Genomic DNA, 14,532 nt, shown 5'->3' with positions numbered 1-14,532 from the left:
TCTATCTCTCCCGTCGCTGAATGTTTGAACTGGCGTCAATCATTCCGTTGATCAAGAAGTCGTCAACAATGCCTGGCACTCTATTCATCATGCCGTTTCCCTTGGTCGGATCTGGTCGTCCTGTCCTTTTGTCGTAGAGATCATTCACGCCGCCGAGATGTCCTACTTCATGAGGAACTACACCCCGAGTGAATCGATCAAAGACGTTGATCTCACTTCGTTTCCCTCCAAGTTCAGCGAAACTCCTGCCAGACGGATGAGATGTCTCTCCCTCGACAAGCTTGATCTCATTTCGAGCGGCGCGTGGCGTCTTCTTGGTTATCTCAGAAACACCAACTGTGACGCGAGTCTCCTTACCATCTACTCTGTATGTTCCGGACATCGCGGAGACCTGCTCCTTGAAGGCAGCAATGTTCTCTGGCGTAGAAGCATCGCCAGTGAATTTACTGGGAAAGTCGATATTTATCGAACCGTCTTTCATTCGCGTTACGATCGCGACACGCCCGTCGGGATCCGTAAAGGAAAAAGGATTTCCATTCGCGTATCGATATCGATTGAACTGCAATGAACTACTACTGGGTGTAACCGGATCCACACTAAGGAACGCCCCAATGTCAGCAGCATAGTAGCGCTGTTGCATGTATAGCAACGCGGTATAGGCGTCTCGCAAGTGGCCCGCGTAAGAGGGTCCATCCCCCTCACTTTCACCCACCTGCTGACCAAAAGGCTCGTATACGAATCGCTCTACTACGTTGCCAAGCTCATCGGTAGTAACTACCGGGCTGCCCAGCGCATCCGTGTGAATGTACCTCACCGTTTCGGCGTTCGCCGATAATACTGTGATCGTCGTCAACAACGGCCACGCCCCCAGCTTTCTCAAGTTGATCTCCAGTTTCTTTGGCGGAAAGGGATTTTCTACCATAGAGTCAACGCTAGCTGGCGGACATAAAAAAGACGCAGCCTCGCGGCTGCGTCCATCGTGAGCCTGTTGCCGGGAGAGAGTCGGCGTGGGCTTACTTGACCTCGAACTCCTGCGGCGTTCCAGCCGCCTTGCCATCCACCATGACTTCCGCGCGGTACTTGCCCGCCGGCCAGCCATTGGCATTCGTGAATTTCAGGTTGGAGGTTTCAGCGCCGGTGGTGTTGAGCGTGTGGGTCTGCTCACCGGCCACCTGGCCGTCCTGGTAGGTCAGCTTGGCCGCCAGGGTGACGTTGTTGGCCGTGCCGTCGGTACGCACCGACACCAGGATTTCATCCTTCGGCGCGAACAGTGCCGCCGGGGCAACCGTCTTGTCGGCGGCGGCCGTCTTGCCCACGGTGACGCTGGAGACATTCACCGCCGCTGCGGCCGCCATCGGCTCGGGTGCCGGTGCCGGGGTCGGCGCGGGGGTCATCGCCGCCGGCTGGGCGTTGTTGTCGGCGGTGTCTTCTTTCTTCTTGCAGCCAGCCAGGGCCACAGTGGCCAGGAGACCGGCGAGTACAGCGGTGCTGATGGACGACTTCTTCATGGAATTCCTCCCTTGGAATGGGTAGTGACGGAGCGACTCAGCCTTTGGGCGGCAACTTCAGGACCTGTCCCGGGAAAATCTTGTCCGGGTCGTCCAGCACGTCGCGATTGGCGTCGAAAATCTTCTTCCAGGCGTTGGCATCGCCCAGTTCCTGCTTGGCGATCTTCGACAGCGAGTCGCCCTTCTGCACGGTGTAGCTGCCACCCACCACCTCGGCGGTGGTATCGATCGACGTGGACACGCCGGAGAAATCGGCCTTCTCGACCTTCTCGGCAGTGGTGTCGATGCTGGTTTTGACACCGGAGAAATCGGCTTTCTTATCGGTACTCATCCACACACTCCCGTCTTCATTGACGACATGGAACGCACGGTGTCACAGCCCTTGTTAATGGCGCATGGCGTGGATGTGAAGACGGGGCCGGACCCCGGCGTGCCGACCCACGGTCGGCACGCACCGGGCAGGGCGGCCGCAGCCGCCAGCCTGGTTACTGGCGCAGGTCGCGCACGGTGCGCGCGGGCTGCGCGATGCCCGGGCTGGCGCGCCACGGGTTGATGTCCAGCCCGCCGCGACGGGTGTAGCGGGCCTCCACCTCGAGCCACTCGGGCCGGCAGCGCTGGCTGATCTCGCTGAAGATGCGCTCCACGCACTGCTCGTGGAACTCGGCATGCTCCCGGTAGCTGACCAGGTATCTGAGCAGACCGTCGCGGTCGATCTTCGGACCGTGGTAACGGATGCTCACGCTGGCCCAGTCCGGCTGGCCGGTGACCGGGCAGTTGGATTTGAGCAGGGCCGAGCCCAGGGTTTCGGTGACCACCGCGTCCGCATCGGCGGACAGGTACTCCGGGGCCGGCGGACCATAGCGGTCGATCGCGACATCACGTTCGTCCAGCGACTCGCCCTCGCCCTCCTCCACCAGCGGCGGCACGCCGAACTGCACGGTCACCCCCGCGCCGGCGCAGGCCGACAGATCGATGACCATGCGCTGCCGCGCGGCCTCGTCGTCGTCGAAGCGGGTGCTGTTGAGCGAATTGAGGTACAGCTTGAACGACTTGGATTCGATCAGGTTCGGCGAGGTGCACGGAACGCCGATGGTGGCCACCGCGATCCGCGGCTTGCCGCGCCGGTCCAGCCAGCTCAGCTCATAGGCCTGCCAGCGGTCATGGCCGACGAACGGCAGCGCCGCCTCGTCCAGGCCGATCTGCTCGCGCGCGCCACGGCGCGGAATGGGAAACAGCAGCGCGGGATCGTACTGCGACGGGTAAGCAACCTCACGACCGAGGCTGGAGTCCTGGGGGGTATTCATCCGGCCATTTTACGCCGGCGGGCGTCGCTCGTCCCCGTTCCGCAGGCCTGGGGAACCGGGCGGGGTGGGCAGAACGGCCGGACGCCACGGAGGGCGTCCGGCATCCGGCAGAGCCCGGCCTCAGCCCGCCGGGGCCTTCGCCCCGTTGAGGTAGTCCAGGCTGACCTGCAGCAGCGCGCGCAGGCCCACGTCCAGCGCCTTCTCGTCGAGCAGGAATTTCGGCGAGTGGTTGGCCGGCGCGGTGGCCGGATCGATCCCCTCGCCGGTGGCGCCAACGAAGAAGAACAGGCCCGGTACCTCCTTGGCATACAGCGAGAAGTCCTCCGCGCCCATCTGCAGCGGCGGCTCGTAGACATTCGCTTCGCCCACCACCGCCTGCAGGCTGGGCAGCATGCGCGCGGTCAGCGCCGGATCGTTGACCGTGGCCGGGTTGCCTTCCGACTCGTAGATCTCGGTCTGCGCCTTGGCCCCGTGCGCGGCGGCGGTGTGTTCGGCCACGTTGCGCAGGTCCGCGAAGATCTGCTGGCGCATGCCCTCGTCAAAGGTGCGGATGGTGCCCACCATCTCCACCTCGTCGGGAATGATGTTGTAGCGGATGCCGCCCTTGATCGCGCCGAAGGTCAGCACCGCCGGCTGCTTGGACAGGTTGGCGCGTCGGCTGACGATGGTCTGCGCGGTGCCGACCAGGTCGGCGGTGGCCACGATCGGATCGACCCCGTTCCACGGCGCCGAACCGTGCGTCTGGCGGCCGATCACCTTGATCCCGAAACGGTCCGACGCCGCCATCAACGGTCCCCCACGTACCGCGATCTGGCCGGCAGGCACGCTGGAAAACACATGCAGCCCGAACACCGCCTCCGGCTTGAAGTCCGCGAACAGGCCTTCCTTGAGCATCAGCGCGGCACCGCCCTCCTCCGGCGGCGGCGCGCCTTCTTCGGCAGGCTGGAAGATCAGCATCACTTCACCGGGCAGGTTCTCGCGCATCTTCACCAGCGCGTCGGCCACACCGAGCAGCGTGGCGGTGTGGGCGTCGTGGCCGCAGGCATGCATCACCCCCACCGTCTCGCCGCGGTAGGTGCTGGTGGCCTTGGAGGCGAACGGCAAGCCGGTCTGCTCGGTCACCGGCAGCGCATCCATGTCCGCGCGCAGTGCGATCCGCGGGCCGGGCTTGGCGCCCTTGATGATCGCCACCACCCCGTGGTGGGCGATCCCGGTTTTCGGCTTCAGGCCCATCGCGCGCAGCTGCTCGGCCACCTTGGCGGCGGTGCGCTCCTCGCGGTTGGACAGCTCCGGGTGCTGGTGGAAGTCGCGCCGCCAGTCGATCACCCTGGCGTTCAGGCGGGTCGCCGCGGCGGTCACTTCCGGGCGTTCGGCGGGCGTGGCGGCGGCCAGCGCGGGGCAGGCCAGCAGCAGGGCGGACAACAGCAGCGACAGACGGGGCATTGCGGATCTCCACGAGGGGCAAGGGACGGACGAACCTGAATGTAGGCCATCAGCGGGCCCGGCGCTGTAACTTTCTGCCCCCGCAGGCGTTGATTCACGGAACCCGGTCGGTCACGTCCGGTCTGATCGCCCGTCCCATCCGTCATGGATGAAAGCGCGCAGGCGACGGGTATGCTTTGCGCCTAGCCAACCGGGCCCCCCGCCCTCCGCCAGCCTCAGGAGTTTTGAATGTCGCGTTTCTGGAAGATCGTGCTGCTGGTGGTCGCAGTGCTGGTGGTGGCCTTCATCGGCATGCGCATGCTCGGCGGCGGCAAACCCAAGGGCGAGGCGGGCAAGCCCGCCGCCGCCGCCGGACGGGGCGGCGGGGAAGAGCGCAATGCCGGGCCGGTGCCGGTGACGGTGGTCGAAGCGGCCCGCCAGGACGTGCCGGTCTATGCCAGCGCGCTGGGCACGGTGGCCGCGATGAACACCGTAACCGTCAGCCCGCAGGTCGGCGGCCAGCTGATCAGCCTGAACTTCAAGGAAGGCCAGGAAGTGAAGAAGGGCGACCTGCTGGCGCAGATCGATCCGCGCACCCTGCAGGCCAGTTACGACGAGGCCGCCGCGGCCAAGCGCCAGAACCAGGCGCAGCTGGCCACCGCACGCTCGAACTTCCAGCGCTCCAACTCGCCCGAGTACCGCCAGTACGTGGCCAAAACCGACCTGGACACCCAGCGCAACCAGGTGGCGCAGTATGAAAGTGCGGTGGCCGCCAACGAAGCCAGCATGCGCGCGGCCCAGGTGCAGCTGCAGTACACCCGCGTCACCGCCCCGATTTCCGGTATCGCCGGTATCCGCGCGGTGGATGCCGGCAACGTGGTCAGCGCCGGCACCGCGCTGGTCACCCTGACCCAGATCCACCCGATCCACGTGGTGTTCAACCTGCCCGAGCGCCAGCTGCCCGACGTGCGCCAGGCCCAGCAGGCCGGCCCGGTGACGATCGCCGCACTGGACCGCAACGATTCGCATGTACTCACCGATGGCGGCAGGCTGGACGTGGTCGACAACCAGATCAGCAGCGACAGCGGCACCTTCCGCGCCCGCGCCGTGTTCGACAACGCCGACAACCTGCTGTGGCCAGGCCAGTTCGTCAACGTGCGGATGCAGCTGCGCACCATTGCCGGTGGCGTGGTGATCCCCACCCAGGCGGTGATGCGCGGCCCGGACGGCGAGTACGTCTATATCGTCAAGCCGGACAACACCGTGGCCATGCAGACGGTCAAGAGCGGCGTGGAAGTGGGCGACAGCAACGTGCAGATCACCGAAGGCCTCAAGGGCGGCGAGCGCGTGGTCAGCGAAGGCCAGTTCCGGCTCAAGCCTGGCAGCAAGGTCACCGCACTCAAGCCGGGTGAAACCCCGGCCCCGCCGACCGACGCCGAACTCAAGGCTGCCGCCCAGCAGCAGGGCGGCGGTGGCCGCCGCGGTGGCGGCCCGCGCTGATCGCGGCCGTCTCCCGTTCCTGACGCCGGCCGCTTGGCCGGCGTTCGCCCGCTTCAACGCCGCATGACGTAACAGCAAGGATCTGCCCGTGGGCTTTTCGACGATCTTCATCCGCCGCCCGATCGCCACCTCGCTGCTGATGGCGGGCCTGCTGCTGCTCGGCATCCTCGGCTACCGCCAGTTGCCGGTGTCGGCGCTGCCGGAGATCGACGCGCCCAGCCTGGTGGTCACCACCCAGTACCCGGGTGCCAACGCGACCACGATGGCCTCCCTGGTCACCACCCCGCTGGAGCGCCAGTTCGGGCAGATTTCCGGGCTGGAGATCATGACCTCCGACTCCTCGGCCGGCCTGTCCACGATCATCCTGCAGTTCTCGATGGACCGCGACATCGACATCGCCGCACAGGACGTGCAGGCCGCGATCCGCCAGGCCACCCTGCCCTCCTCGCTGCCCTACCAGCCGGTCTACAACCGGGTGAACCCGGCCGACGCGGCCATCGTCACCCTCAAGCTCACCTCCGACACGCGCCCGCTGCGCGAGGTCAACAACTACGCCGACTCGATCCTGGCCCAGCGCCTGTCACAGGTGCAGGGTGTGGGCCTGGTCTCCATCGCCGGCAACGTGCGCCCGGCCGTGCGCATCCAGGTCAACCCGGCGCAGCTGTCCAACATGGGCCTGACCCTGGAAGAACTGCGCAGCGCGCTGACCCAGGCCAACGTCAATGCGCCCAAGGGCTCGCTCAACGGCAAGACCCAGTCCTACTCGATCGGCACCAATGACCAGCTGACCAGCGCCGCCGAGTACCGCGACACCATCATCAGCTACAGGAACGGCCGCCCGGTCCGCCTCTCGGACGTCGCCAACGTGGTCGACGGGGTGGAAAACGACCAGCTCGCCGCCTGGGCCGATGGCAAGCCGGCGGTGCTGCTGGAAGTGCGCCGCCAGCCGGGCGCCAACATCGTGCAGACCGTGGAGCGCATCCGCAGCCTGCTGCCGCAGCTGCAGAACGTGCTGCCGGCCGACGTGCACCTGGAGATCTTCTCCGACCGTACCGAAACCATCCGCGCCTCGGTGCACGAAGTGCAGTTCACCCTGATCCTGACCATCGGTCTGGTGGTGGCGGTGATCTTCGTGTTCCTGCGCCGCCTGTGGGCGACCATCATTCCCTCGGTGGCCGTACCGCTGTCGCTGGCCGGCACCTTCGGGGTCATGGCCTTTGCCGGGATGTCGCTGGACAACCTGTCGCTGATGGCGCTGGTGGTGGCCACCGGCTTCGTGGTCGACGATGCGATCGTGATGATCGAGAACATCGTGCGCTACATCGAACAGGGCAAGAGCGGCCCGGAAGCGGCCGAGATCGGCGCGCGCCAGATCGGCTTCACGGTGCTGTCGCTGACCATCTCGCTGGTGGCGGTATTCCTGCCGCTGCTGCTGATGCCCGGCGTCACCGGCCGCCTGTTCCATGAGTTCGCCTGGGTGCTGAGCATCGCAGTGGTGCTGTCGATGCTGATCTCGCTGACGCTCACCCCGATGATGTGCGCCTACCTGCTCAAGCCTGACGCCCTGCCCGAAGGCGAGGACGCGCACGAGCGCGCCGCGGCGGCTGGCAAGGAGAACCTGTGGACGCGCACCGTGGGGGCGTACGAACGCAGCCTGGACTGGGTGCTGGACCACCAGCGCATGACGCTTGCCGTGGCCGCCGGCGCGCTGGTGCTGACCGTGGTGCTGTACATCGTCATCCCCAAGGGCCTGCTGCCCGAACAGGACACCGGCCTGATCACCGGCGTGGTCCAGGCCGACCAGAACATCGCCTTCCCGCAGATGGAAGAGCGCACCAAGGCCGTGGCCGAAGCGCTGCGCAAGGACCCGGCGGTGACCGGTGTGTCGGCCTTCATCGGCGCCGGCAGCATGAATCCCACCCTCAACCAGGGCCAGCTGTCGATCGTGCTCAAGGCCCGCGGCGACCGCGACGGGCTCGATGAGATCCTGCCGCGCCTGCAGGACGCCGTGGCCGGCATTCCCGGCGTGGCGCTGTACCTCAAGCCGGTGCAGGATGTGACCCTGGATACGCGCGTGGCGGCTACCGAGTACCAGTACTCGCTGTCGGACGTGGACGGCGCCCAGGTCGCGCTGCAGGCCACGCGCCTGACCGAAGCGCTGCGCCAGCGCCCGGAACTGGCCGACGTGGACAACAACCTGTCCAACCAGGGCCGCGCACTGGAGCTGACCATCGACCGCGACAAGGCCAGCGTGCTCGGCGTACCGATGCAGACCATCGACGACACCCTGTACGACGCCTTCGGCCAGCGCCAGATCTCCACCATCTTCACCGAGCTCAACCAGTACCGGGTCGTGCTGGAAGTGGCGCCGGAGTTCCGCACCAGCACCGCGCTGATGAACCAGCTGGGGGTGGCCTCCAATGGCGCCGGTGCGCTGACCGGCAGCAACGCCACCAACTTCGGCCAGGTCTCCTCGTCCAACTCCTCCACCGCCACCGGCATCGGCGCGCAGAACACCGGCATTACGGTCGGCGCCGGCAACATCATCCCGCTCGCCGCGCTGGCCGAAGGCCGCATCACCAGCACCCCGCTGGTGGTCAGCCACCAGCAGCAGCTGCCGGCGGTGACCGTCTCGTTCAACATCGCGCCGGGCTATTCGCTGTCCGATGCGGTCAAGGCGATCGAAGAGACCAGGGACAGCCTGGACATGCCCTCGCAGGTGCATGCCCAGTTCATCGGCAAGGCCGCCGAGTTCACCGGCAGCCAGACCGACGTGATCTGGCTGCTGCTGGCCTCGCTGGTGCTGATCTACATCGTGCTGGGCGTGCTGTACGAAAGCTACATCCACCCCATCACCATCATCTCGACCCTGCCGCCGGCCGGCGTCGGCGCGCTGCTGGCGCTGATGGTGTGTGGCCTGAGCCTGTCGGTGGATGGCATCGTCGGCATCGTGCTGCTGATCGGCATCGTCAAGAAGAACGGCATCATGATGGTGGACTTCGCCATCGAGGCCCGCCGTGCCGGGGCCAACGCCCACGACGCGATCCGCCGCGCCTGCCTGCTGCGCTTCCGCCCGATCATGATGACCACCGCCGCCGCCATGCTCGGCGCGCTGCCGCTGGCGCTGGGCACCGGCATCGGCTCGGAGCTGCGCCGCCCGCTGGGCATCGCCATCGTCGGTGGCCTGCTGCTGTCCCAGCTGGTCACGCTGTACACCACGCCGGTGATCTACCTGTACATGGAACGCTTCTCCGAATGGCTGCGCGAGCGCCGCGAACAGCGCGCGCTGCGCCACGCCAGCGCCCGGGACCGCGCATGAGCCGCCTGCCGTCCGACGCTCTGGAGGGGCGCGCATGAACATCTCCGGGCCGTTCATCCGTCGCCCGATCGGCACCGCGCTGCTGGCCATCGGCCTGTTCGTGGTCGGGTTGTTCTGCTACCTGAAGCTGGGCGTGTCGGCGCTGCCGAACATCCAGATTCCGGTGATCTTCGTCCACGCCAGCCAGTCCGGCGCGGACGCGACCACGATGGCCTCGACGGTCACCGCGCCGCTGGAGCGGCACCTCGGCCAGCTGCCGGGCGTGGACCAGATGCGCTCATCGAGTTCGGAAGGCAGCTCGCTGGTCTTCATGATCTTCCAGAGTGGCGTGGACATCGACTCGGCGGCACTGGACGTGCAGACCGCCATCAACTCGGCCCAGTCCGACCTGCCCTCCGGGTTGGGTTCGCCGATGTTCCAGAAGGCCAACCCGAACGACGATCCGGTGATCGCCATCGCGCTGACCTCGCAGACCCAGTCGGCCGACGAGCTGTATAACGTGGCCGATACGCTGCTGGCCCAGCGGCTGCGTCAGATCGGCGGGGTGTCCTCGGTCGACATCGCCGGTGCCTCCACCCCGGCGGTGCGCGTGGACGTCAACCTGCGCCTGCTCAACGCACTCAACCTGACCCCGGACGACCTGCGCAACGCCGTGCGCGCGGCCAATGTGACCTCCCCGACCGGCTTCCTCACCGACGGCAACACCACCACCGCGATCATCGCCAACGACTCGGTGGCGCGTGCCGCCGACTTTGCCAACCTGGTCATCAAGACCCAGGACGATGGCCGCGTGATCCGGCTCAAGGACGTGGCCAACGTCTACGATGGCCAGCAGGATGCCTACCAGGCCGCCTGGTTCGACCACAAACCGGCGGTGGTGATGTACGTGTTCACCCGTGCCGGCGCCAACATCGTGGAGACGGTGGACCGGGTCAAGGCGCAGATCCCGATGCTGCGCGACTACCTGCAGCCGGGCACCACGATGACCCCGTACTTCGACCGGACGCCGACCATCCGGTCGTCGCTGCATGAAGTGCAGATCACCCTGCTGATCAGCCTGGCGATGGTGATCCTGACGATGGCGCTGTTCCTGCGCCGGCTGGCACCGACCCTGATCGCCGCGGTGACCGTGCCGCTGTCGCTGGCCGGTGCGGCGCTGGTGATGTACGTGTTCGGCTTCACCCTGAACAACCTCAGCCTGCTGGCGCTGGTGATCGCGATCGGCTTTGTGGTCGACGATGCGATCGTGGTGATCGAGAACGTCATGCGCCATCTCGACGAGGGCATGCCCCGCATGCAGGCGGCGTTGACCGGCGCGCACGAGATCGGCTTCACCATCGTCTCCATCACCGCCTCGCTGGTCGCGGTGTTCATCCCGCTGCTGTTCGCCAGCGGCATGGTCGGGGCGTTCTTCCGCGAATTCACCATCACCCTGGTGGCGGCGATCGTGGTCTCGATGATCGTCTCGCTGACCCTCACCCCCGCGCTGTGCAGCCGCTTCCTGAGCGCGCACGCCGCGCCGGAGACGCCGTCGCGGGTCGGCCGCTTCCTGGATGGCATGCACGACCGCATGCTGCGCCTCTACACCGTCTGCCTGGACTTCTCGCTGCGGCACGCGCTGCTGCTGGCGCTGACCCCGATCCTGCTGATCGTGGCCACCGTCATGCTTGGCGGCGCGGTCAAGAAGGGCTCGTTCCCGGCGCAGGACACCGGCCTGATCTGGGGCCGCGCCAACTCCAGCGCCACGGTTTCCTTCGAGGACATGGTCAACCGCCAGCGCCGCATCACCGACATGCTGATGGCCGATCCGGCAGTGAAGACCGTCGGCGTGCGCCTGGGCAGCGGCCGCCAGGGCTCCAGCGCGCAGTTCAACATCGAACTGAAAACGCGCAAGGAAGGCCGCAAGGAAACCACGGCCGTGGCACTGGCGCGGTTGAGCGCCAAGGCCGACCGCTATCCGGACCTGCAGCTGCGCCTGCGCGCCATCCAGGACCTGCCCAGCGACGGCGGCGGCGGCAACAGCCAGGGCGCGCAGTACCGCGTGTCCCTGCAGGGCAACGACCTGGCCCAGCTGCAGGAATGGCTGCCCAAGGTGCAGGCCGCGCTGAAGAAGAACCCCAAGCTGCGCGACGTTGGAACCGATGTGGATACGGCTGGCCTGCGCCAGAACATCCAGATCGACCGCGCCAAGGCCGCGCGCCTGGGCGTGTCGGTGGGCGCGATCGATGGCGCGTTGTACGGCGCGTTCGGCCAGCGCCAGATCTCGACCATCTACTCGGACATCAACCAGTACAGCGTGGTGGTCAACGCGCTGCCCGAGCAGACGGCCACCCCGCGGGCTCTGGACGAAATCCACGTGCGCGCCGGCAATGGCGAGATGATTCCGCTGACCGCAGTGGCGCACCAGGTCCCGGGGCTGGCACCGCCGCAGATCACCCACCAGAACCAGTACACCACGATGGACCTGAGCTACAACCTCGCACCGGGCGTCAGCACCGGCGAGGGCGAGGCGATCGTCAAGGCCACCGTGGACGGGCTGCGCCTGCCCGGCGACATCCGCATCAGCGACGGGGGCGGCTTCAACGTGCAGCTCAACCCCAACTCGATGCTGATCCTCGTGCTGGCCGCGATCATCACCGTGTATCTGGTGCTGGGCATGCTGTACGAAAGCCTGGTGCACCCGGTGACGATCCTGTCCACCCTGCCGGCGGCGGGCGTGGGTGCGCTGCTGGCGCTGTTTGTGACCAACACCGAGCTGTCGGTGATCTCGATGATCGCGCTGGTGCTGTTGATCGGCATCGTCAAGAAAAACGCGATCATGATGATCGACTTCGCCGTGGTGGCCCAGCGCGAACGCGGGATGAGCCCGCGCGATGCGGTGCGCGAGGCCAGCATCGTGCGCTTCCGGCCGATCATGATGACCACGATGGTGGCCATCCTGGCCGCCGTACCGCTGGCGATCGGGCTGGGCGAAGGTTCCGAACTGCGACGCCCGCTGGGCATCGCCATGATCGGCGGCCTGTTGTTCTCGCAGAGCCTGACCCTGCTCAGCACGCCGGCGCTGTACGTGATCTTCTCGTGCCTGCGCGAGCGCTGGGTCGCGCGCCGCGAACGCCGCCGCGAGAAGAAGCTGCTCAAGCGGGCCAGACCCGCCTGACCCGCTGCCGGCCTCGGGCCGGCAGCGCTGCATGAACCCTGGTGGTTTGACGCCGGGGTAGCCAAACAACAACAATTCGCCTCCAGCCACGGTCCTGCATCCCTCGGCGATGCACCCGCTGCCCCTCTGCGGCCAGCCTGCGCGATCCAGCCATCGACCCCTCTCCCGCCATCCCATGATCGCGGACGGTCCTGTGCTGTCCGCCAAGGAAAAAACGATGCTGTCCGCTCCCCTGCCCCGTCTGGCCGCCCTGGCCGTGGCCCTGTCCGCTGCCTGCGCCGCCCACGCGCAATCCACTCCCGACAGCGCTCCGCGCGTACGCTCGGCCACCGACCTGGACGCGATCAGGGTCACCGCCGAGCGCACCCACACCGCCACCGGCGCACTGGGCGACCGCCCCGTGCGCGATACCCCCTTTGCGATCTCGGTTGTGGGCCGCGACGACCTCGAAAAGCGTCAGGTGGTCGCGCTCGGCGAAGCTTTCCTGACCGATCCGTCCGTGGTCACCCAGGTCAGCGCCTATGCCAGCGGCTGGAGCTCGCCGGTCCGCAACCGTGGCATCGACCTCAGCTACGACAGCTACCGGGTCAACGGCCTGCAGGTCTCGTCGTGGGGCACGGAGTGGCCGCTGGAAGTGATGGACCAGGTCGAACTGCTCAAGGGTCCGGGCGGTTTCATGTACGGCTTCGGCCAGCCAGGCGGCATCGTCAACTATGTGACCAAAAAGCCCACCGATACCCCGACCTTCGCCGCCCAGTTGGGGTGGCGTGAGCAGGGCATCGTCAGCGGGCAGATCGATATCGGCGGCCGCGGTGGCAACGACGACATGTTCGGCTATCGCTTCAATGCCTACCAGGAGAAGGGCGAAACCTTCAACGGTGGCGAGGTGGACCGCAAGGTCAGTGCAGTGTCGCTGGATGCCCGCCTGAGCGACCGGCTCACCTGGACCTTCGACGGCGTGTTCCAGCAGCGCGACCTCGGCAACGAATCGCCGCAGTACTACTTCATCGGCTTGACCACCCTGCCGCGCCCGATCGCCGGCGACGTCGACAACAGCATCGACGGGACCTACTACGACACCCGCTCCAGCCTGCTGTCGACCGGCCTGGACTGGCAGATCAACAGCGACTGGAAGGCCAGCCTGAATTACGGCGTGACCACCTCCTGGAACGACGTCAACAAGGTCTTCGCCTACATCGACGACGTGAACGGTGACTACAACGTCAACACCTACGAGCTTGGCGGCAGGAGCGAGTGGAAACAGGCCCAGGCGATCGTGCAGGGCCGCTTCCGCACGGGACCGCTGTCGCACCAGCTGGTGGCCGGTATGTCGCACCAGACCAGCCTGGGCTGGGATCGCCCGTACGAATGGAACACCATTGGCCGCGGCAACCTCTACCAGCGCCCCACCCTGCGCCATGACCCGGTCGGCTCGCGCGTGCTGACCCGCGGCAGCGAAACCGTGCAGCAGGCCGTGTTCGTCAGCGACACCGTGGCACTCGGCCGCGGCTGGTCGGTGCTGGCCGGTGCGCGCTACAACGACTTCCACAACAAGGGCGCCTACCACACCTACCCGGTCACCCCGACCTACGCGGTGATGTACAAGCCGGCCGACGCCGTCACCCTGTACGCCAGTTACGTGGAATCGCTGGAAGCAGGCAGCCGGGTCGGTTCGGACTACATCAACGCCGGCGAGGTGCTCGACCCCACCCTCAGCAGGCAGTTCGAGTTCGGCGCCAAGATCGAGACCCCGCGCTGGAACGCAAACGCAGCGGCCTTCCGCCTTGAGCGCGGCGCCACCATCGACCGGCTCACCGGCGCCGGCAAGCAGCTGGTGCAGGACGGTGTCACCCTGTACGAAGGGGTGGAAGTGAGCGGCACCGTGCGCCTGAGCGATGCCCTCACCGTCGGCGGCGGCGTCACGTGGCTCGACCCGATCTACGACAGGCTCTCGCCCGACAATGCCGCCAACCAAGGCAACCGTGCCAGTGGTGCGGCACGCTGGAACGGCGTCGTGCACGCCGACTACAGCGTGCCGCGGATCGATGGCCTGAGCCTGTACGCACTGGCCCGCTACTACGGCGATGTCTACTACAACGTCGAGAACACCTTGAAGCTGCCCGACTACACCCTGTTCAATGCCGGTATCGGCTACCGCATGCAGGCCAACGGACATCCGGTCACCTGGCGCGCGGGCGTGGAAAACCTGACCAACAGGACGTACTGGTCCAACGCCGGTGTCGGGTTGCCGCGCAGCGTCGCCGTCAGCGTGCGGTTCGATCTGTAATCGAAGGGCGTGACGGCGCCGGGATGCAGCATTCA

9 protein-coding genes are annotated in these 14,532 nt (G+C 66.6%); 4 read left to right on the top strand and 5 right to left on the bottom strand.

Going from position 1 to position 14,532, the window contains the following annotated elements; genetic code table 11:
* Position 1 precedes the first annotated feature (1 nt).
* From ACPEH8_RS11065 to ACPEH8_RS11045, 5 genes are all read right to left on the bottom strand, one after another.
* Entirely contained in the window at positions 2–880 is an 879-nt protein-coding gene (locus tag ACPEH8_RS11065; protein WP_423666750.1) for an RHS repeat domain-containing protein, read from the bottom strand.
* A gap of 133 nt (positions 881–1,013) precedes the next feature.
* Positions 1,014–1,508, bottom strand: coding sequence for a hypothetical protein (locus ACPEH8_RS11060; RefSeq protein ID WP_017354573.1), 495 nt, complete (start codon positions 1,506–1,508; stop codon positions 1,014–1,016).
* A gap of 37 nt (positions 1,509–1,545) precedes the next feature.
* Positions 1,546–1,839 carry a LysM peptidoglycan-binding domain-containing protein gene (locus ACPEH8_RS11055; protein WP_017354572.1) on the bottom strand — a complete coding sequence of 98 codons (294 nt, stop codon included), beginning with the start codon at positions 1,837–1,839 and terminating at the stop codon, positions 1,546–1,548.
* Positions 1,840–1,993: 154 nt separating this feature from the next.
* Positions 1,994–2,812: an NADPH-dependent 7-cyano-7-deazaguanine reductase QueF gene (gene queF / locus ACPEH8_RS11050; RefSeq protein ID WP_423666748.1), complete on the bottom strand. Its 819-nt coding sequence runs from the start codon at positions 2,810–2,812 to the stop codon at positions 1,994–1,996.
* A gap of 120 nt (positions 2,813–2,932) precedes the next feature.
* The gene (locus ACPEH8_RS11045) at positions 2,933–4,255 is read right to left on the bottom strand and encodes a M20 family metallopeptidase (RefSeq protein ID WP_017354570.1); all 1,323 of its coding nucleotides are present in this window, start codon (positions 4,253–4,255) and stop codon (positions 2,933–2,935) included.
* A 228-nt stretch (positions 4,256–4,483) separates the two neighbouring features.
* Here ACPEH8_RS11045 and ACPEH8_RS11040 point away from each other — a divergent pair, with 228 nt between their 5' ends.
* The 4 genes from ACPEH8_RS11040 (at position 4,484) to ACPEH8_RS11025 (ending at position 14,497) form a co-directional block, all read left to right on the top strand.
* Positions 4,484–5,734 (top strand): efflux RND transporter periplasmic adaptor subunit, encoded by a 1,251-nt coding sequence (locus tag ACPEH8_RS11040; protein WP_136004593.1) that lies wholly within the window; start codon positions 4,484–4,486, stop codon positions 5,732–5,734.
* 88 nt (positions 5,735–5,822) lie between these two features.
* Positions 5,823–9,053 carry an efflux RND transporter permease subunit gene (locus ACPEH8_RS11035; protein ID WP_423666746.1) on the top strand — a complete coding sequence of 1,077 codons (3,231 nt, stop codon included), beginning with the start codon at positions 5,823–5,825 and terminating at the stop codon, positions 9,051–9,053.
* A 34-nt stretch (positions 9,054–9,087) separates the two neighbouring features.
* Entirely contained in the window at positions 9,088–12,210 is a 3,123-nt protein-coding gene (locus ACPEH8_RS11030) for an efflux RND transporter permease subunit (RefSeq protein ID WP_017354567.1), read from the top strand.
* A gap of 217 nt (positions 12,211–12,427) precedes the next feature.
* Positions 12,428–14,497 (top strand): TonB-dependent siderophore receptor, encoded by a 2,070-nt coding sequence (locus tag ACPEH8_RS11025; RefSeq protein WP_423666744.1) that lies wholly within the window; start codon positions 12,428–12,430, stop codon positions 14,495–14,497.
* Positions 14,498–14,532: the final 35 nt, after the last annotated feature.

It is taken from the genome of Stenotrophomonas sp. NPDC077461 (assembly GCF_049545475.1).
Taxonomy (GTDB): Bacteria; Pseudomonadota; Gammaproteobacteria; order Xanthomonadales; family Xanthomonadaceae; genus Stenotrophomonas; species Stenotrophomonas nematodicola.
Note: the sequence above shows the minus strand (reverse complement) of the source record. Positions and strands in the feature narration are given on the sequence as shown.